The following is a 19,591-nucleotide window of genomic DNA, read 5'->3' as shown; positions in this document are numbered from 1 at the left end:
AACATGTTTAAGGCCTTTAAGGAACATATCGACCATAGGTTTCCCGAACTCAGACAGAGTGAATTTCTGTTTGCCTGCAGCGGAGGGATCGATAGTATGGTTTTGTTTCATTTGTTTTCACGATTAGACCTTCATTTTAATGTCGCCCACTGTAACTTTCAGCTGCGTGGCGAAGAAAGTGATGAAGATGAGAAACTTGTTGAAATAGAGGCTGTAAATAAAGGAGTTAATTATTTTGTAACACGTTTTGATACAGTAGGTTATTTAAATAAAAATAATCTTTCACTTCAAGTGGGCGCTAGACAATTGAGATATGATTGGTTTTCAGATTTGATGACTGAAAATCGAATAGAGTTTTTAGTAACCGCTCACCATGCTGATGACAATTTAGAAACCTTTTTGATCAATCTTTCAAGGGGTTCTGGTCTGGACGGATTAACAGGTATTCCCGAAAAGACAGGTTCAATTTGCAGACCTCTTTTACCATTCTCAAGAGAGCAGATTTTGGAGTACGCTAAAAAGCATAGTATTGAATGGAGAGAAGACCGAAGTAACTCCGACACGAAGTATTTGAGAAATAAGTTGCGACACGACATTATTCCTTTACTAAAGAGTTCGAGCCCCGCATTTCTTGACAACTTCAATAACTCGATAAAATACTTAAATCAAGTATTTGATATAAAAGAAGATACGATTCTTCACTTAAAGAATAAGTTGTTCATTGAAGGTGACCAATTTATTGAAATAGACATAGAGCAATTGATAGCTTTACAACCTCTGGAAGGGTATATGTATCATCTGTTTTGTACATATGGGTTCAGAGAGCCTCAAGAGTTAATTCAATTGACTGAAGGTCTTTCAGGAAAGGAACTGCGTTCTAAATCGCATCGGCTGATAAGAGATAGAAAGCGTCTTCTACTAAGCGAAATAAAGATTACTGAATCTCCTTCATACACCATCAATTATGAAAATCATGAAATTGTCCGACCGCTAAATTTGAAGGTGGAGGAGGTTTCAGGTGTAGGAGAACACACTAAAAATATAATTTATGTTGATGGGGATGCGTTAAAATATCCATTGACAGTAAGAAAATGGGAAAATGGCGACTATTTCCATCCGTTCGGTCTAGGAGGTAAAAAAAAGCTTTCCAAATATTTTAAAGACGAGAAATACAATACGCTAGCAAAGGAAGAGCAGTGGTTACTTTGTTCTGAAAATTCAATTGTATGGGTCATTGGTCGTAGGGCAGATGAAAGGTTTAAGGTAACCGACAAGACAAAGAAGGTCTTGAAATTAACTTACAGTAATGAAGGAAATTAAATATTTTATATTACTATTTTTCAGTGTTTTATATGTATATGGACAATCGGATGATGATCCCGTTCAGTTTACTACCGAGGTTCGTCAAATATCGGATGTTGAGTATGAACTAAAAATTCGGGCGAAGATTTATGAGGGGTGGCACGTATACTCGCAATATACGGCTGAGGGAGGTTCTTTACCTAGCGAATTCACATATAAAAAAGCAGGTGAAGACTATGAGTTAGTGGGCGAAACTTTTGAGAGTGAAACTGTAACGGAATACAGCGATATTTTTGAGGTGGATGAGACCTTTTTTAAAGATGAGGCCGTTTTTACACAGAGTATACGTTTGCTAAATGCAGAGGTCAGGCAAATTGACGTTAATTTCTTCTATCAAGTTTGTAAAGAGGTCTGTATTCCTGTTGACCACGATTTTGCCTTTGTTTTAGATGGTGGAGAGAAGGTTACTACAGAAGAGAGCATAGACGAACACAGCCAAGCCCTTGGTGAGGCACTCAATTTAGAACTTAAAAATAAAGAGCGTTTAAGAGGGGCCGGTGATGTCTCGCAGGGTGAAACAGGTTTATGGATGGTTTTTGGTCTGGGCTTTCTTGGGGGCCTGATAGCCCTATTGACACCCTGTGTGTTTCCTATGATACCTTTAACCGTATCATTTTTTACGAAACATTCGGAAAAGAGGTCAAAAGGCATTGCGAATGCATTGCTTTATGGTTTCTTTATAGTGCTTATTTATTTTTTATTGAGCCTGCCTTTTCATATATTCGATTCAGTTGATTCACAGGTTCTTAACACCATTGCAACAAATGTTTGGTTAAATATCGTTTTCTTTCTCGTTTTTGTCTTTTTTGCCTTCTCCTTTTTTGGTTATTATGAGCTGACTTTACCCAGTTCTTGGGCTAATAAAATGGATGCTGCCTCTACCAAAGTCGGGGGCGGAATCGGTATATTTTTCATGGCGGTAACCTTGGCCATTGTTTCATTTTCTTGCACAGGGCCAATTTTGGGTGGACTTTTAGGAAGTACTGTTCTTGAAGAAGGAGATGTGGCGATGAATCTCAGTATGGGTATGACCGGTTTTGGTTTGGCATTGGCTTTGCCATTTGCTTTGTTCGCTCTTTTTCCGGCATGGCTTAATTCTTTGCCCAAATCAGGAGGGTGGATGAATACCGTTAAAGTGGTGTTAGGCTTCTTGGAATTGGCCTTGGCACTGAAATTTTTGTCCAACGCAGACATGGTTGGCAATTGGGGTATCTTGAAGAGAGAAGTGTTCTTAGTGATTTGGATAGCGCTGTTCGCGCTCTTGAGTCTTTATTTGTTCGGGGTGTTTCGTTTTCCTCACGACGGGCCGAAACAAAAGCTATCTGTTTCTAGAAAATTAATTGGTTTTTTAAGTGCGGCGTTTACGGTTTATTTGATTCTTGGGGCATTTCAAGTATCGAATTTAAAATTATTGAGTGGCTTTCCACCGCCTACCTTTTATTCTGTACTGGAAAATGAGAGCGACTGCCCATTGGGGTTGGACTGCTATAAAGATTTTGAAAGCGGACTATCGTATGCAAAACAAGTAAATAAGCCCATATTGCTTGACTTTACGGGGTGGGCCTGTGTTAACTGTAGAAAAATGGAAGAACACGTGTGGAGTGAGTCTGATGTTTACGAGATACTCAAAGAAGACTATGTTCTGATATCCCTTTACGTAGATGATCGTAAAGAATTACCTGCTTCCGAACAGTTTAGCTATAAATTCGATTCGGGTAGAGTTAAAAATATAAAGACTATCGGTCAAAAGTGGGGTACGTTTCAGACCATTAATTTCAACGCTGCTTCACAACCGTATTACGTGCTGATGACACCTGAACTAGAAATTTTAAATGAAGCTGTTCAGTACACTGATAAAGAAACCTACAAAAATTGGCTTCAAACAGGCTTAAAGCGGTTTGAAAACCGCGCATTGGCCAACATTCAATAAAAAAAAGGCCGCTTATCGAGCGGCCTTTCTATTATAAATATTCCTTTTTAGTAAATGGTTCCGTCTATGATTAAGTCAAGCTTGGAAATGAAAGCGTCGTGCACATCTTCTTGACTAAGAATCTGGCCTTTCTTTTTGGTATTGTTAGCGAGATTAAAACCAGCTTTTGCCGCAGCGAGTCTTTGTGCCGGTGTTCCGTGATGGCCTGAACTATCAAATCCGCAATCGCCAATGTTGAAAAATGCGGTCAAAAAGTCTTCCACTCTTTTCCAGTTATAAGTAGCCCCACGCTTGTGAGTTAGATAATAACCGGTAATAAAATCAGCCTCTAACTCGGTCATTCTAGTCGATTCAGGAGTATTGATAAAAGCGGGTACGGGATAATCCCAAACACCGAAGTTCAAAAATTGAATTTGGTGCCCCCATTCGTGGGCCAAAATACTTGACCATACTACTTTTGGGTCTAAACCGGTGTCCTCTAAAAAGGTGACAATTCCGTCACCTACAACAATCGTCCTGTCGAAGGTCGCAAAGCCATCAGAAGCAAAGAATGGATTTTCCGGTATTTGATCACTGTTGGTATTAAAGGTTTCGGCAATCTCAAGAATGTAGTCAATGTCTTCAGGAGTAGCGGTCGAATAATTTTCGTAGATATATCGTATAAAATCAAGGTCTTCGAGAGTTTCGGTATGCTGCCCATTAACTTCAATCAAATCGGCCATGTCCCAGAACTTTTCAAGACTTCGAACACGATTTTTAACATAGTTGGTATATTCACCATCTTCACCGAAATAATCGGTATTCTTACCTTCATAAGCAGCGGCTATTTGATTGATGGCAAAATAATCTTCTAGGATGATGCCAATGGCATCAGGGTTGCCATCCCATGCAGCTATAAACCCATCTATCAAGAGGTCGTTATAGTAGTTGGCAACCTCGTTGAAAGGGGTAGGTCCGCATTCAGAAGGTTCAACCACTTCAGACAATTGAAGCTTTAAATCAAAATCTTTGACCAATCCGGAGGATTCCAAATCAAAATGGCCGGTCGATGGTATTTCTAAGTTGGTAGATGCCTGGGCCTTTACGACTGCTTCTGGGGTCGCATCATCCTGTACAGAAAGGTCATCGGAACATGAGCTGATTAGAACTCCCATTGAAAGAGCTAACGGAAGGATTTTTGTAATCGTTGTTTTCATATAGGTTCGTGTTTTTGAATTTGCATGAAAATATTAAGATTTTTTAACAATACTTGTTAAAAAAGAAACATTTTTAACAACTCTAGAGTTTTTTATTCAGTCCATAAATGATTTCGACTATTTTTTTTATTTCACTATTAAAGCTAACTTGAACTACACTTTACCTAAAAACATAAACCTTGAAAAGAATACTTTGGGTGTTATTTGTTTTGCTCGGCATAGTTCTAATAGCGGGCTTTTTCTTCATTAAAACATTAAAACCGGATTATGACGGCGAATTGGAATTGGAAAGTCTTCAACAAGAGGTTTCGGTTTATTATGATTCCTACGGAATTCCACATATATACGGAAGTAGTGAAAAAGACGCTTTTCGTGCCTTAGGCTATATTCACGCACAAGATAGGCTCTGGCAAATGGAGTTGTTGCGAAGAATTGGCAAAGGGCAGCTCTCTGAACTTTTCGGAAAAGACCTCATAAGTACCGATAAGTTCTTTCTTGCTTTGGGCATAGACGATGCCTCGGCCAAAACGGTCTCTCAGCTCAATAAAAATGATGAAGGGGTACAATTGACCCAAGCATATCTCGATGGTATCAATTCGTTCTTAAAAGAAGGCCCGACACCCGTAGAGTTTTACCTGACCGGTATTGAAAAGCGCCCGTTTGAGTTGACTGATGTATATAATGTTATGGGGTACATGGCCTTTAGTTTTGCCATGGCCCATAAAACAGACCCGTTGTTGACGAAAATGAAGGAACAGTTAGGACCACAATATTTAAAAGATTTGAGTATACACAGCGACACGTCTACTGTATGGTTGAAAAATACTTTACAAAGCGATAGTGTTTCCTTGAAAACTAATGAGGTTATCGCTGGAATTTTCAAAACTCTGGAAGCGTTGAATATTCCACAATTTGAAGGCAGTAACAGTTGGGTTTTAGGCCCAGAAAAGACCAAGAACAAAAAAGTAATATTTGCCAATGACCCACATATTGGTTTTTCACAGCCTTCGGTATGGTACGAGGCCCATGTGGTGACACCTCAATACGAGAAATATGGTTACCATTTGGCGGGAGTTCCTTTTCCTATTCTGGGCCATGACCGCAATTTGGCTTACGGAATGACCATGTTCGAAAATGATGATGTCGATTTTTATTATGAAGATGAAAACCCGGAAGACAAATCACGATATAGGGTCAATGATAGCTGGCGTAGTTATGAAATGGTTGATAAGATTATAAAGGTCAAAGATTCAACAGATATTGAATTTACCTTTAAGAAAACCCATAGAGGCCCTATATTGAACGGTATCGCCGATCAGGTCGACATGAAACGGCCCGTATCTATGTGGTGGGTATACACCCAACACGATAACCAGGTTATGAAAGCCTTGTACGAACTATCGCATGCGAACGATATAGATCAATTCAGGGCCAGTCTCAAATATATTCACGCGCCTGGGTTAAACATTATGTATGGTGATGCCAAAGACAATGTAGCATGGTGGGCAAGTGCCCATCTTTATCAAATACCAGATTCCGTCAATACCAAATTAATTTATGATGGCACTAATTATTTAGACGACCAGAAGAAGTATTTGGATTTTAGTCAAAATCCGCATGCAGAAAATCCCGATTGGCATTATGTCTATTCGGCCAACAATCAACCTGATAGTATTGCCGGTATGCTCTATCCGGGGTATTATCTGCCCGAAAACAGAGCTAGAAGAATTGTTGATTTGTTGGATGCGAAAGACGATTGGGTAATGTCAGACGTTCAAAAGATGATCAATGATGTGAATTCACCGGTTGATGTAGCGACTGTGAAGAGTTTGCTGAAGCTAATAGATATGGAAGGTTTAAGCGAATCTGATTTGGGAACGCTTGATGATTTAGGCGCATGGCAAGGTGGTTATGAGCTTGATGATTTAGAAGCAACGGTTTTTCATCGTTGGATGTTCTATGTTTTAAATGACGTGTTCAAAGACGAGCTAGGGCAGGGGTTGTTTGATGAGTTTATGTCTACGCATCTAATTAAACGAAGTATAGCACCTCTTGTAAACAATGAAAATTCGGTTTGGTGGAATGATGTTGCCACTGAAAAAGAAGAAACCGCAAAAGAAATAGTAACCCAGGCTTTTCACCAAGCAATTTCAGATTTAGAAAAATCGTTGGGAAGCGATAGGGAAAAATGGTTTTGGCAACGGGTACATACTCTAGAACACGGGCACCCGATAGGGCAAGTAGAAATGTTAAGAAGTTTTTTTAATGTCGGCCCCTTTGAAGTAGAAGGTTCAAGAGAGGTAATCAACAATATGTACTTTCCTTATGGTGAAGATGGCAATTATAAAGTCAGTTCAGGTCCTTCGACCCGTAGAGTGATTGATTTTTCAGATATAGAAAATAGCATGAGCATTTTGCCGACTGGCCAATCCGGCAATCCTTTTAGTGAACATTACAAAGACCAGGCTCAAATGTATGCAGAAGGTAAATTTAGAAAAATGATGATGAACAAAAAGGAAATTCAGGATCAAGCTGAATCTGTATTGAAATTCCTCCCTTCGAATAAAAATTAAATATGCTTATAAAAGTTTTCGGAAGTGCCGTTTTTGGTGTCGAGGCCACTACAATAACATGTGAAGTCAATGTAGATACAGGGGTAGGCTATCATTTGGTGGGGTTGCCCGATAACGCTATCAAAGAGAGCAATTATCGTATTGCGGCTGCTCTACTTAATAACGGATATCGCATTCCCGGAAAGAAAATAACTTTAAACTTAGCGCCTGCCGATTTAAGAAAAGAAGGTTCTGCCTATGATTTGACTTTGGCAATCGGTATTCTTGCCGCTTCCGGACAGATTAAATCGGAAAATATAGAGAAGTATATTATCATGGGTGAATTGTCTTTAGATGGAAGTTTACATTCCATCAAAGGGGCGTTACCCATTGCTATAAAAGCAAGGGAAGAGGGCTTTGAAGGCTTTATTCTACCTAAGGAGAACGCAAAAGAGGCTGCCATAGTTTCAGACCTGAAGGTTTATGGAGTCGACAATATAGCCGAAGTCATTTCATTTTTTGATAAAGGTGAGCCCTTAGAGCAAACAATCATCGATACTCGCGAAGAATTTTATAAAAACCTTGATTTTCCCGAGTTTGATTTTTCAGATGTCAAAGGCCAGGAAAGTATTAAGCGTTGCATGGAGATTGCTGCGGCTGGCGGACACAATATCATTCTCATCGGTCCACCCGGAGCCGGAAAAACTATGTTGGCCAAAAGATTACCCTCCATATTACCTCCGATGACATTACACGAGGCTCTTGAAACTACGAAAATACATAGCGTAGTCGGTAAGCTGAAAAACATGGGGCTCATGAGCCAACGGCCGTTCAGAAGTCCTCACCACACCATTTCGGATGTCGCATTAGTTGGCGGGGGAGCTTATCCTCAACCCGGGGAGATTTCATTGTCACATAACGGAGTATTGTTTTTAGACGAGCTTCCCGAATTCAAAAGAAGCGTTCTTGAGGTCATGCGTCAACCTTTGGAAGATCGTGAAGTAACTATTTCAAGAGCAAGATTTACGGTAACCTATCCTAGTAGCTTTATGTTGGTAGCCAGTATGAACCCTAGTCCCGGAGGATATTTTAATGACCCGGATGCACCGGTAACTTCTTCTCCGGCTGAAATGCAGCGCTACCTCAGTAAAATTTCAGGACCTCTTTTAGATAGAATCGATATTCATATCGAGGTTACACCGGTTCCTTTTGAGAAGTTGTCCGATGACAGAAAGGGGGAGAGCAGTGTAGATATTAGGAAAAGAGTAACGGCCGCAAGAGAGGTTCAAACCGAGAGGTTTGAGGGCCTTGAAAATGTGCATTACAATGCCCAAATGAGTACTAAGCAAATTAGGGAGTTCTGTCGATTAGATTCGAACTCAAAAGAACTGCTCAAAAATGCTATGGAAAGATTGAACCTATCTGCCAGGGCCTATGATAGAATTTTGAAAGTGGCCCGAACTATTGCCGATTTAGATAATTCAGAATCTGTTCAGGGCAATCATATAGCTGAAGCTATTCAATATAGAAGTTTGGATAGAGAAGGATGGTTGGGTTGAAGTAGATTTGATTGTAAAAAAAGGAACCCCGCTAAAATTTTAGCGGGGTTCCTTTTTTTAATATTTCGTTTGTTGACTAGCGCTCGATGTCTTTCATTATTCTAATAAAAAGCTGACGCTCTTCTTCTAATCTTCTAAATACCTGTAGGATTCTCTTCATTGTTCTAGGGGTTTTTTAGAGAACCCAAATATATCATTTCAGATTTTAATGGAAAGATAAAGTGCATATTTTTTCGATGAAATGCACTTTTAGGTTCATCCATCAAGTAAAAACCGCGACACTATAATCAGATGTCGCGGTTTTTGATTAAAAGACTAATTGTAAATCGAGGTATCTCAAACTGTACGGTTTTACCCTACACTAGGTACACTTGCATTTATTGAAATACCTGTGCATTTTGTTTAAAAGGGATAACTATAAATTAAGAAAATAGTCATCGCAATGATAAACACAATGTTGAAGGCCACGTAGATGTAGGTAAGTTTGTCTTTAAATTTCATTTTCTAATGTGTCTCATTATCACTAAACGAATATACCTACTAATTAAGAATACTTTACATAGAAAAACCCCATAATTTTGAGGGAATTATCCTAAAATAATGGGGTGATTCTAATTTTGATTTAGGGTATTCTTTATCTACAATTGATTGAATACTTATAATTTAACAAGAGAATTGCTTGCTGCCGACTTATAGACAGCTTCTACAACGCGAATATCTCTTAACCCTTCTTCACCAGGCACCATCAATTCTGTATTGTTGAGCAGTGCGAGCGCATCGTCGTCCATCTGTTTGGCCTGTTGATTTTCAATGGGAAAATTTATTTCTGTTCCGTTTGACATGATTCCTTTGTTACCTAAGTAAGCCGACTGCGGTTCCATTTGGGCCCATCCCTTTTCATAATTAATCTTCAAGTAGTTCATATTGATTCCAAAACTTGTATGACAGGCGGCTCGAGCCCCACTGGGGAATTCAAGCTGAAACATAGCTGTTTCTTCCACCTCATGGTAGATTTCTGGTCTTGTAGTAAAAGTTTGGGCCAAAACTGAAATAGGTTCTTCACCCGTGGCCAATCGCGCACCCTGAATCGCATAAACACCCATGTCACCCATAACGCCTCCGCCCATGGCCTTTTTTTGCTTCCAATGATCGGTACGGTTATCAACATACCCTGCCGCCGATGTCACCATACGTACCTTGCCGAAGGTGTTATCTTTGGCCAATTTCATATAGGCTTGAATATTGGGATCGTGCTGGCATCTATAGCCAATTGCCAGCTTCACTTTGTTGTCGGAGCATGCTTTGATCATCTTCTCGCAATCGGCCACTGATGGAGCCATTGGCTTTTCGCACCAAACATGTTTTCCTGCTTTTGCTGCTCTTACAACATATTCAGCATGCATCGAAGGCGGTAGCACCACATAAACCACATCGATATCAAAATTGTTCGCTATCGAATCAAAATTTTTATAGTCGTAAATATTTTTATCGGCAATACCGTATTTTTCTTTCCATACCGGTATTTTTTCAGGGCTTCCGGTAACGATTCCCCGCAGTTCACAATGTTTTGTCAATTGTAACGCCGGGGCCAATAAATCGGTACTATAGTAACCTAGGCCTACCAGGGCAATACCTAGTTTTTCTTTTTGTTGAAAAGTACTCGACCAAAGAGGGTTTGGGGCAAAAGCCGTTGATGCCGCCAGTAGTCCGGTTTGCTTTAAGAAGGTGCGTCTGTTGTTCATTTGTAGTTGTTTTTCTTGAGTTTAGAGAATTAAGCACAGAAATTACAATAAGAAATTCAATAAACCAATAAGTGAAAAACAACCCAAAACTTTATTAATCTATAAGCAAAAGTATTGAACAATGGTCAAGGCACAGTCTTAAAGAATATGACATAGAGTGACCATATAAAACAAATGGCGCATAGAAGGTAGACTAAGTAGTCATTAGAGGATGCATTATCTTTCATGACATGGGTTTTATATTAAAACGTTTAGAAGAGTAATTCCCTATTCAATTTTCGAGAAAGAACCGATTATTTCGTTTTTCCACCCGTACCTCGATATTCGGTAAGATAAAATCTTTCATTGGGTTTCCCTAACCCTGTATTCTTCTTAAAGACAAACGATTAGATGACCATTTTTATAATTATGCCGTATAGTGGTTCATCGATACATATAATCTGACGTTTTGTACAATCACAAATTATAGAATTGCCGTATATCGTTAATTTAGTAGTAATTCTTACTTGGTTTTGTAAGTATGGAAAAATCTCTACTGGTGTAATCTAAAAAATCTTGGTTATGGGCAATCAAAATGAAATTCGATATTGCAATCTTCCGCAAATGCCACAAAGGGCTTTCAATGTTCCTGTGGGACCTATGCGTTTGGAAGCTATTTTAGTGATGGCCAAAAAATGGGTAAACGGTACTAAATTAAAATATTCCTTTTTTGAAGGGGATGGGTTTTTTACTACAGTAACCGATAGCTCAGGTAATCAGTCAAAGTTATTTTGGAAAGGAACAGAAAGCGAAAAAGAAGCGGTACGTAATGCCTTTAAGAAATGGAAGAGTCAGGGAATAGGTCTTGAGTTTGAAGAATCTTCAGATTTTAGAGATTCGATTATTCGTATCGGTTTTGCCAAAGGAGAGGGTTCTTGGTCATACGTTGGTCGCGATGCTTGGGATATACCAAAAGAGCAAAGAACCATGAACTTTGGGTGGGATATAGTTTCAGACGAGGATACCATTTTACATGAAATAGGTCATGCTATGGGTTTTCCGCATGAACATCAAAATCCCAAAGCTGGTATAGTATGGGATGAAGAGGCTGTTTACACCTCACTGGCCGGCCCGCCAAACTATTGGTCTCGAGATCAGACCTATCACAATATCATTAGAAAAATATCGCCCGATGATGTTCAGGGCTCCAGTTGGGATCCCAATTCTATTATGCATTACCCGTTCGGGGCCAACATGATAATATCCCCTGAAGAATATAAAGATGGCCTTAGACCCGAAGATGGTCTTTCTGAGAGAGATATTGCCTGGGTAAAGCAGTTTTATCCAAAAATAGACAAGAGAACCTTCGTAGAATTAAAAGCCTTTCATTCAGAGATTATATCTATTAATGCAGGTGACCAGATTAATTTAGAATTTTCTCCTGAAGAGTCGAGAACCTTTACCGTACGAACCTTTGGTAATATGGACACGGTTATGGTACTATCTGAAGTTGTAGATGGTGAAAACCAATATCTTTCAGGTGATGATGATAGTGGTGAAGATAGAAACTCTTCAATTCAGATAAAATTGTTAAAAGGCAAAAAGTATATTGTCAACATTCGTTTGTACTATAAAACGAGTGCTGGTGATACCTGTGTAATGGTTTATTGAGTATAAAGCGGTCGTAAGGGGTTACAGTTGGTACTCCTCATTATTCCGGTCTTTGTTTTCAATTTTTCCCGCCGAAAATAGGTCTTTTAAAATGTAAGCGGCAATAATGGTGATACCTAGAACCAACAGCGGAATAGCAAATTTCCAATTCATTACATTCAAAAGGCTTCCGGCAATGATAGCCAAGGCGCCTACGACCATGGCAAAGTTCCACATGACCTGAATTTTCTGATTTTTCGCTTTTCGGTCCTCATCTAGAAAATAGGCCGTACCTTCCATGATGAACCATGTCATAAATGAAATGCCGACAATGATTTGTAGAAAGAGGGTATGTTGAAAGTCTAAAATCCGAAGTATTCCATTGGTTGTCCAACTTAAAACAAGTACCAGCTTTACAATATCAAGAAATTTTCTGTCAGATTTGTTCCAGAACCTAAAGAAGTATAAAATTCCGGTATTGGCAAAACCAAAGAGCACAATAGGTATAGCGTAGGGCCATTCAAGAATTTTCAATAGCATGCCAAGTAAGATGACTGTCATTGAAATTCTTAAAGGTACCTTTAAAATTTTCTCTTTTTTAGGCATAATGAAAGTATTTGGTTTAGATGGCCTTTATGTGCACACGTAGTCCTTCCATAATTCCAAGAATATTATTAACGGTTTCCTTCAGATAATATTTTATAAGTACATGAGGTATTCTGATGGTCGTAAAACCGTTTTTGAAAGAATGCATGGCTTCTTCCAGATCGTTTATAGCTTGCTCGTGTGTAAGCATATGGTACTCTGCATCAATTTCGATGTTGAGTTTTACCCTAGAAATGGCAATGTCTATTGACTTGGTACCATCCCACCACTCTAACATGGCGGTAACACCGGCTTCTTTTAAGCCGTAATACAATTGAATAGCCTCTACTGGAGTTTTATGGCTTTCAATAAGTTTCACCATACGCTTTCGGTGCGCTTGGCAAAGTTCTACTCCTAACGACTCCATGGCGAGCTTGTGCTCAGAGTGGTCGAGTTGTTTATTACATTCTAAACAGGTCATAAAATAGGTTAATTTATTTCGGGGGATTGTAACCCACTTTCGTTTGATTTGGGAATATAATAACCCTGTATTTTTTGGAATAGTATGTTGAATCGATGTATCGCACCCCATTATTAGACGAACTACATTTTTTTAGATAAACGACATTAAAAAGTGTTAAAACTGTTGTGAAAGTCAGGGTTGAGCTAATTCGCTCTATTTAATTTATCGATTTGATAATTTTTAGCCTTTTAAATGGGGTAGTTTTGATTTTTGTAGCGATAGCCATTAAATTGCTTCGATTGTTATCTTGTAGTATAATGAACGCTGTTATGAATCTAGAATTGAATTGCGATGCTGGTGAGGGCATGGCTAATGAAGAGCGCTTATTTGGTTATATAGATTCCTGTAGCATTGCCTGTGGGGGGCATTTTGGAAATCATCATACCATGATCAACACAGTTCGCTTAGGTTTGCAAAATGATTTAAACGTAGGTGCTCACCCTTCATATCCTGATTTGGAGAATTTTGGAAGGAAATCGATTGAAATAGATAGAAATGTTTTGAAACGGTCTATTAAGAGTCAAATCGGGCAATTAAAAGCAATTGTTGATAATGAAGGAGGTTGTTTGCACCATATAAAAGCACATGGTGCTTTGTACAACGATATGGCCGCGAGCAAAGATTTGTCGGAAGTATTTCTAGAGAGTATCGAAGATTATAAAGAAGGTTTGTTTCTTTTTGTCCCCTACCAATCGGAAATTGAAAAATTGGCTATTGAGAATGGTTTCAAGATTAAGTACGAAGCGTTTGCCGATAGAAATTATAACTCTAATTTAAAATTGGTGTCACGGCAAGAGCCGAATGCTCTTATTGAAGACCCGAATCAGGCCCTTGAACACATACTGATGATGCGCGAAGAAGGTATGGTGAAGACAATTGGTGGTGATAAATTACCGATAAAGGCAGACACATTCTGTGTGCACGGCGATACCGCTTCTGCATTTAAAATTGTGTCGTATATTAGGCAGGCAATACCAAACCAAAAACCGAAGCATTAGTGAGTGGCTTTCCTATATCAATAAGGCCCTTTGGGGCGCATGCAATACTCATCGAGTGGCCCAAAAGGGTAGAAGAAACGATTTTAACCGATATTCTCAACTTCACCGATTATTTGAAGAATGTTTGTTTACAGGGCGAACATTGGGAAATGGTTCCTGCTTATAACTCCGTGACACTCATCCACAGAGACCGACCTATAGATTTTAATTCTTTCAAGGAAAAACTAAGCCAATGGTATAATGACGAATGGTCGGTGACCCAAACAAAGAGGTTCCTTTGGCGACTACCGGTTTGTTATGATGAAGAATTTGGAATTGACCTGCCGTTGGTGGCAAAAAACCTTCATATAAGTGAGGAAGAGGTAGTTCGCTTACATACATCACATACCTATACACTTTATGGTATCGGATTTTTGCCCGGATTTATGTATTTGGGCGGTCTGCCTGAGGCACTTGAAATACCTAGAAAATCACAGCCACGGGCCAAGGTAATACAGGGATCGGTTGGTTTGGCAGGAAAACAGACGGGTATCTACCCTCAAGATTCCCCTGGGGGATGGAATATTATTGGTAACTGCTCGGTTCGAATGTTCGACCCCCGAAAAGAGGAACCCTGCTTTATTAATGTGGGTGATAAAGTTCAGTTTTATCCTATTGAAAAAGCGGAGTACGATTTGCATAAAATAGAGGGGGAAGTCGGTATTTATAAACTGGATAAATCGGTGTGGAATGCTTAAGGTGCTAAAATCAGGACTTTTCACTACTATACAAGATAATGGTAGATACGGCTATTTAAATAAAGGAGTACCCGTCGCGGGGTATATGGATACTTTTGCGGCTACCAAAGTTAATAAGTTGTTGGAGAACTCTATTGATGCGGCCCTTATGGAAATAACCATGACCGGTCCCAAGATTCAGTTTGAAGCGGCAACTTTTATTTGTTTGGGGGGTGCCGAAATCTCTGCCAAGCTTAACGATGAACCTATAAAAAACTATGTAGTCGTTAAAGTCAAGAAAGGAGACATTTTAACCTATGGTAAATTAGTGCAAGGTTTTCGGGCCTATTTGGGTGTTAAAAATGGCTTTAAAACTGTGAGAGTTTTGGGTAGTCGCTCGTTCTTTATATCGGTAACCGAAAAGAACCATTCGAGTGAAGGAGATGTATTGAAGTTTGATGAGGTTGTTGAGTTTTCTCCAAAAATTATGGAGCTAAAAGTGCCCAATTATTATGATAAAGCTAAGTTGACCGTCAATAAAGGGCCTGAGTACGAACTTTTAAATGATAAGCAGCTCGAATATTTATTTGCTAGAGAATTTTCTATCGCCAACGAGAATAACAGAATGGCCTATCAATTAGAAGAGACAATTCCTGGTCATGAAATTTCAATGCTTACCTCCGCAACGTTGCCGGGTACCGTGCAATTGACACCGTCCGGCAAACTAATAATTTTGATGAAAGATGGGCAAACGACAGGAGGTTATCCCAGAATCTTGCAATTATCAGATGATGCTATCAATATGTTGGCCCAGAAAAAATTTGGCGATTTGATTAATTTTAAATTAATCCCTTAAAAAACCAAGGTTCTGATAATAATTACTACAAATTGTCAGTAAACTTTTTTGATTTTCGGTATTTTGATTAATATTGTCTTTATGAAACAAAGAATTCTAGAAGTCATTGTGATTTTGGTCGTCCCTCAGTGGGGGTGATACGGAATTCTATTGACCTAAGAAGCCTGTATCAGAACGAATTTGATGCAGGCTTTTTTATTTTCTCAAGGTTTCAAAGAGTACAATTACTATAAACAAGAAGTTTTCCCTAGAAAAGAAAACTATTGAATATGATAAAAAATAACATTTAAGTATCTGACTATCAATATTTTAAATTTAAATATAAAATATTGGCTTTAGAAAGCCTTTTCAAGCTCAAGAATTGAACTTTTATAAATATATACTTTTGAAATAGAAGTTGAACAACCAGCTAAAAACAACACATTATTTATATAGATGGATTTAAAGAAATACAGTTATAGCGTAACTCAAGACCCAACCCTTCCAGCAGCACAGGCTATGTTGCATGCCATTGGCCTGACCGATGAAGATTTGAAAAAACCTTTGATAGGTATTGCCAGTACAGGTTATGAAGGTAACCCTTGTAATATGCACCTGAACGATTTGGCCAAACAAGTAAAGCAAGGAACTGAGAATGCTGATTTGGTAGGCTTGATTTTTAATACAATTGGCGTAAGTGACGGTATTTCGAACGGTACCCCGGGAATGCGTTTTTCGCTTCCTTCAAGAGATTTGATTGCTGATTCGATGGAAACCGTAATGGAGGCACAGGGCTATGATGGCTTGGTCACCGTTGTCGGTTGCGATAAAAATATGCCTGGTGCACTAATGGCACAACTTCGATTGAACCGTCCATCTATATTGGTATATGGCGGTACCATTGCTTCGGGGTGCCATAATGGTAAAAAGCTAGATATTATTTCGGCATTTGAGGCTTTTGGTCAAAAAGTGGCCGGTACCATTGATGAAAAAGAATACAAAGAGGTCATTCATAAGGCTTGCCCCGGGGCAGGAGCTTGTGGCGGAATGTACACAGCGAATACCATGGCCTCGGCAATTGAAGCATTAGGTATGTCATTACCTTTTAATTCCTCCAACCCGGCCGTTAGTGGTGGTAATCTGAAGGAGAAAGAATGTGTGAGGGCTGGTGAGGCACTTAGATTATTGTTGGAAAAAGATATTAAACCATCTGACATCGTAACCAAAAAGTCATTGGAGAATGCCATACGTTTGGTAACTATATTAGGCGGGTCTACCAATGCGGTATTGCACTTTTTAGCTATTGCAAAGGCGGCGAAGGTTGACTTTACATTAGCTGATTTTCAAAGAATAAGTGATTCGACACCATTATTGGCCGATTTGAAACCGAGCGGTAAATACGCAATGGAAGATTTACACGCCGTTGGCGGCGTTCCGGGCGTGTTGAAATATTTGCTTGAATTGGGAATGCTGCACGGTGATTGTTTAACGGTGACTGGCAAAACGCTAGCTGAGAATTTGGCGGATGCCCCTGAATTGGATGCAGACCAAGATATCGTTAGAAAGGTCGATAATCCCATCAAAGATTCTGGACATATTAGAATATTGTTCGGCAATTTGGCCACTGAAGGCGCAGTTGCTAAAATTACGGGTAAAGAAGGCCTTTCTTTTACAGGTACAGCCAATGTATTTGATAGTGAAGCTGCGGTAAATGAAGGCATCAAAGGCGGAAAGGTCAAGAAGGGCGATGTAGTGATTATTCGTTACGAGGGTCCTAAAGGTGGTCCGGGTATGCCAGAGATGTTAAAACCTACATCCTCTATTATGGGTGCTGGTTTGGGTAAAGATGTAGCATTGATTACCGATGGTAGATTTTCAGGTGGTTCCCACGGTTTTGTTGTGGGTCACGTGGCTCCGGAAGCGCAAGTAGGTGGTAATATTGCCTTGGTTGAAAATGGAGACACCATTGTCATCGATGCCGTAAAAAATACGATCAACATAGAGATATCCGACGAAGAACTTGAGAAGAGAAGGGCCCAATGGAAGGCTCCGAAATTAAGATTTGACAGAGGAGTTCTGTATAAATATGCAAAGACGGTTTCGTCGGCTTCAAAAGGCTGTGTTACCGATGAGTTTTAATAAAGAGATTATTTTCTGATTGTTTAAAAAGTCGTGGTGACAATCTTCACCATGTTAGAATGACCGTTTAAAGATGGAAGCAATTAAAATGAAAACCGAAGAGACAAAGAGTAAGACCAAATTAAAAATTTCAGGGGCCGAGGCGATTATGCATTGTCTATTGGCTGAAGGGGTCGATGTTCTCTATGGATATCCTGGGGGTGCTATAATGCCCGTTTATGATGAGCTTTATAAGTTTCAAGACAAACTTAATCACGTTCTCACTCGTCACGAACAAGGTGCCGTTCATGCGGCTCAAGGTTTTGCCAGAGTTTCTGGTAGGGTTGGTGTTGCCATGGCAACATCAGGGCCGGGTGCGACCAATTTAGTGACCGGTTTAGCCGATGCACAGATTGATTCAACCCCCATGGTCTGCATTACGGGCCAGGTGACTCGCCATTTATTAGGTTCAGATGCTTTTCAAGAAACTGATATCATTGGTATTTCAACACCGGTAACCAAATGGAATTATCAAATCACTAAGGCCGAAGAAATTCCGGAAATCATGGCAAAGGCGTTCTACATCGCTAAGTCTGGTCGTCCTGGTCCTGTGCTGATTGATATTACCAAAAACGCACAGTTCGATGAGTTCGAGTTCAGCTACAAGAAATGTACTGGGGTAAGAAGTTATACACCGGTACCCAAACCAGACCCAAAGGCGCTTGAGGCGGCGGCCGACTTGATCAATGCGGCCAAGAAGCCGATGATAGTTTGGGGTCAAGGTGTCATATTGGGCAAAGCAGAGGAAGAACTAAAGGCTTTGGTCGAAAAAGCCGGTATTCCTGCGGCATGGACCATCATGGGTGCCTCTGCAATTGATACAGACCACCCTTTAAATGTGGGCATGGTAGGTATGCATGGTAATTACGGTCCTAACTTATTGACCAATGAGTGCGATTTGCTTATTGCTATAGGCATGCGATTTGATGATCGTGTGACAGGAAATTTAGACACCTACGCCAAACAGGCCAAGGTCATTCATTTTGAAATTGACAAGGCTGAGGTTAATAAGAATGTTCACGTAGATGTGGCCGTTTTGGGCGATAGCAAAGAGACTTTAGGTTTGATTCTTCCTTTAATAGAAGAGAACAGTCACGAAGAATGGCACAATGAATTCAAGAAAAAATATGAAATTGAATTCAAAGAGGTCATTGAAAAAGATATACACCCGACCAAGCAAGGTCTGACCATGGGCGAGGTTATTGAAGAAATTAATAAGGCTTCTGGTAATGAAGCAGTTATTGTAACCGACGTTGGTCAACACCAAATGATAGGTTGTCGTTATGCTAAGTTCAAAAAGTCAAAAAGTAACATTACTTCTGGTGGTTTAGGTACCATGGGCTTTGCCCTGCCTGCAGCTATCGGTGCCAAAATGGGTGCTATGGATAGAGAGGTAGTGGCCATTATAGGCGATGGAGGCTATCAAATGACCATTCAGGAGCTAGGTGTCATTTTTCAACATAACCTTCCTGTGAAAATCGTGGTTTTGAACAACGATCACTTAGGTATGGTAAGACAGTGGCAAGAGTTGTTCTTTGATCGAAGATATGCATCGACTGTTATGGTGAATCCTGATTTTGTCAAAATAGCTGAAGGATATCATATCGAGGCCAAAAGAGTTTCTGAGCGAAAAGATCTGTCTGCCGTAGTTCAAGAAATGATGGCTTCGGATAAGCCTTATTTTCTAGAGGTTAAAGTTGAGAAAGAAGATAATGTTTTCCCAATGATTCCGACGGGTGCGTCTGTGTCAGACATCCGTTTGAAATAACTAAAAATTGGTTTAAAT

Annotated in this window: 14 protein-coding genes; 10 read left to right on the top strand and 4 right to left on the bottom strand. The window is 39.7% G+C overall.

Going from position 1 to position 19,591, the window contains the following annotated elements; all coding sequences use genetic code 11:
* Positions 1-3: 3 nt before the first annotated feature.
* Both tilS and D1013_RS12895 read left to right on the top strand, forming a co-directional pair.
* Positions 4-1,320: a tRNA lysidine(34) synthetase TilS gene (gene tilS, locus D1013_RS12900; protein ID WP_121849223.1), complete on the top strand. Its 1,317-nt coding sequence runs from the start codon at positions 4-6 to the stop codon at positions 1,318-1,320.
* Positions 1,307-3,292: a protein-disulfide reductase DsbD family protein gene (locus tag D1013_RS12895; RefSeq protein ID WP_121849222.1), complete on the top strand. Its 1,986-nt coding sequence runs from the start codon at positions 1,307-1,309 to the stop codon at positions 3,290-3,292. The genes tilS and D1013_RS12895 overlap by 14 nt, the downstream gene beginning before the upstream one ends.
* Positions 3,293-3,339: 47 nt before the next feature.
* Here D1013_RS12895 and D1013_RS12890 read toward each other — a convergent pair whose 3' ends face one another.
* Positions 3,340-4,488 (bottom strand): hypothetical protein, encoded by a 1,149-nt coding sequence (locus tag D1013_RS12890; protein WP_162987901.1) that lies wholly within the window; start codon positions 4,486-4,488, stop codon positions 3,340-3,342.
* Positions 4,489-4,667: 179 nt separating this feature from the next.
* Between D1013_RS12890 and D1013_RS12885 the strand changes: the two genes are divergently transcribed.
* Together D1013_RS12885 and D1013_RS12880 are read left to right on the top strand one after the other, a co-directional pair.
* Positions 4,668-7,061 (top strand): penicillin acylase family protein, encoded by a 2,394-nt coding sequence (locus D1013_RS12885; protein ID WP_121849220.1) that lies wholly within the window; start codon positions 4,668-4,670, stop codon positions 7,059-7,061.
* 2 nt (positions 7,062-7,063) lie between these two features.
* A complete protein-coding gene (locus tag D1013_RS12880) occupies positions 7,064-8,599 on the top strand; it encodes a YifB family Mg chelatase-like AAA ATPase (protein WP_121849219.1) in 1,536 nt (511 codons plus the stop codon).
* A gap of 656 nt (positions 8,600-9,255) precedes the next feature.
* Here D1013_RS12880 and D1013_RS12875 read toward each other — a convergent pair.
* Positions 9,256-10,341 (bottom strand): Gfo/Idh/MocA family protein, encoded by a 1,086-nt coding sequence (locus D1013_RS12875; RefSeq protein WP_121849218.1) that lies wholly within the window; start codon positions 10,339-10,341, stop codon positions 9,256-9,258.
* Between the two features lie 561 nt (positions 10,342-10,902).
* Between D1013_RS12875 and D1013_RS12870 the strand changes: the two genes are divergently transcribed.
* Positions 10,903-11,991, top strand: coding sequence for a M12 family metallopeptidase (locus tag D1013_RS12870; protein WP_121849217.1), 1,089 nt, complete (start codon positions 10,903-10,905; stop codon positions 11,989-11,991).
* Positions 11,992-12,012: 21 nt separating this feature from the next.
* Here the strand turns inward: D1013_RS12870 and D1013_RS12865 are convergent, their stop codons facing one another.
* Both D1013_RS12865 and D1013_RS12860 read right to left on the bottom strand, forming a co-directional pair.
* Positions 12,013-12,576, bottom strand: a complete 564-nt coding sequence (locus tag D1013_RS12865; protein WP_121849216.1) for a hypothetical protein — start codon at positions 12,574-12,576, stop codon at positions 12,013-12,015.
* A 16-nt stretch (positions 12,577-12,592) separates the two neighbouring features.
* Complete coding sequence (locus tag D1013_RS12860; protein ID WP_121849215.1) at positions 12,593-13,036, bottom strand: hypothetical protein; 444 nt, start codon at positions 13,034-13,036, stop codon at positions 12,593-12,595.
* 311 nt (positions 13,037-13,347) lie between these two features.
* On the opposite strand from D1013_RS12860, the gene pxpA reads away from it, so the two are divergent.
* From pxpA to ilvB, 5 genes are all read left to right on the top strand, one after another.
* Positions 13,348-14,076, top strand: coding sequence for a 5-oxoprolinase subunit PxpA (gene pxpA / locus D1013_RS12855; RefSeq protein ID WP_121850726.1), 729 nt, complete (start codon positions 13,348-13,350; stop codon positions 14,074-14,076).
* A complete protein-coding gene (pxpB, locus tag D1013_RS12850) occupies positions 14,076-14,813 on the top strand; it encodes a 5-oxoprolinase subunit PxpB (protein ID WP_121849214.1) in 738 nt (245 codons plus the stop codon). The genes pxpA and pxpB overlap by 1 nt, the downstream gene beginning before the upstream one ends.
* On the top strand, positions 14,806-15,648 hold the full coding sequence (locus D1013_RS12845) for a 5-oxoprolinase subunit C family protein (RefSeq protein ID WP_121849213.1): 843 nt from the start codon (positions 14,806-14,808) through the stop codon (positions 15,646-15,648). The genes pxpB and D1013_RS12845 overlap by 8 nt, the downstream gene beginning before the upstream one ends.
* A 435-nt stretch (positions 15,649-16,083) precedes the next feature.
* Entirely contained in the window at positions 16,084-17,766 is a 1,683-nt protein-coding gene (ilvD, locus tag D1013_RS12840; protein ID WP_121849212.1) for a dihydroxy-acid dehydratase, read from the top strand.
* 73 nt (positions 17,767-17,839) lie between these two features.
* On the top strand, positions 17,840-19,573 hold the full coding sequence (ilvB, locus tag D1013_RS12835) for a biosynthetic-type acetolactate synthase large subunit (protein WP_121849211.1): 1,734 nt from the start codon (positions 17,840-17,842) through the stop codon (positions 19,571-19,573).
* The last annotated feature ends 18 nt before the right edge of the window (positions 19,574-19,591 follow it).

It is taken from the genome of Euzebyella marina, from assembly GCF_003687485.1.
GTDB lineage: Bacteria > Bacteroidota > Bacteroidia > Flavobacteriales > Flavobacteriaceae > Euzebyella > Euzebyella marina.
This window is presented reverse-complemented; position numbering and strand designations above follow the sequence as displayed.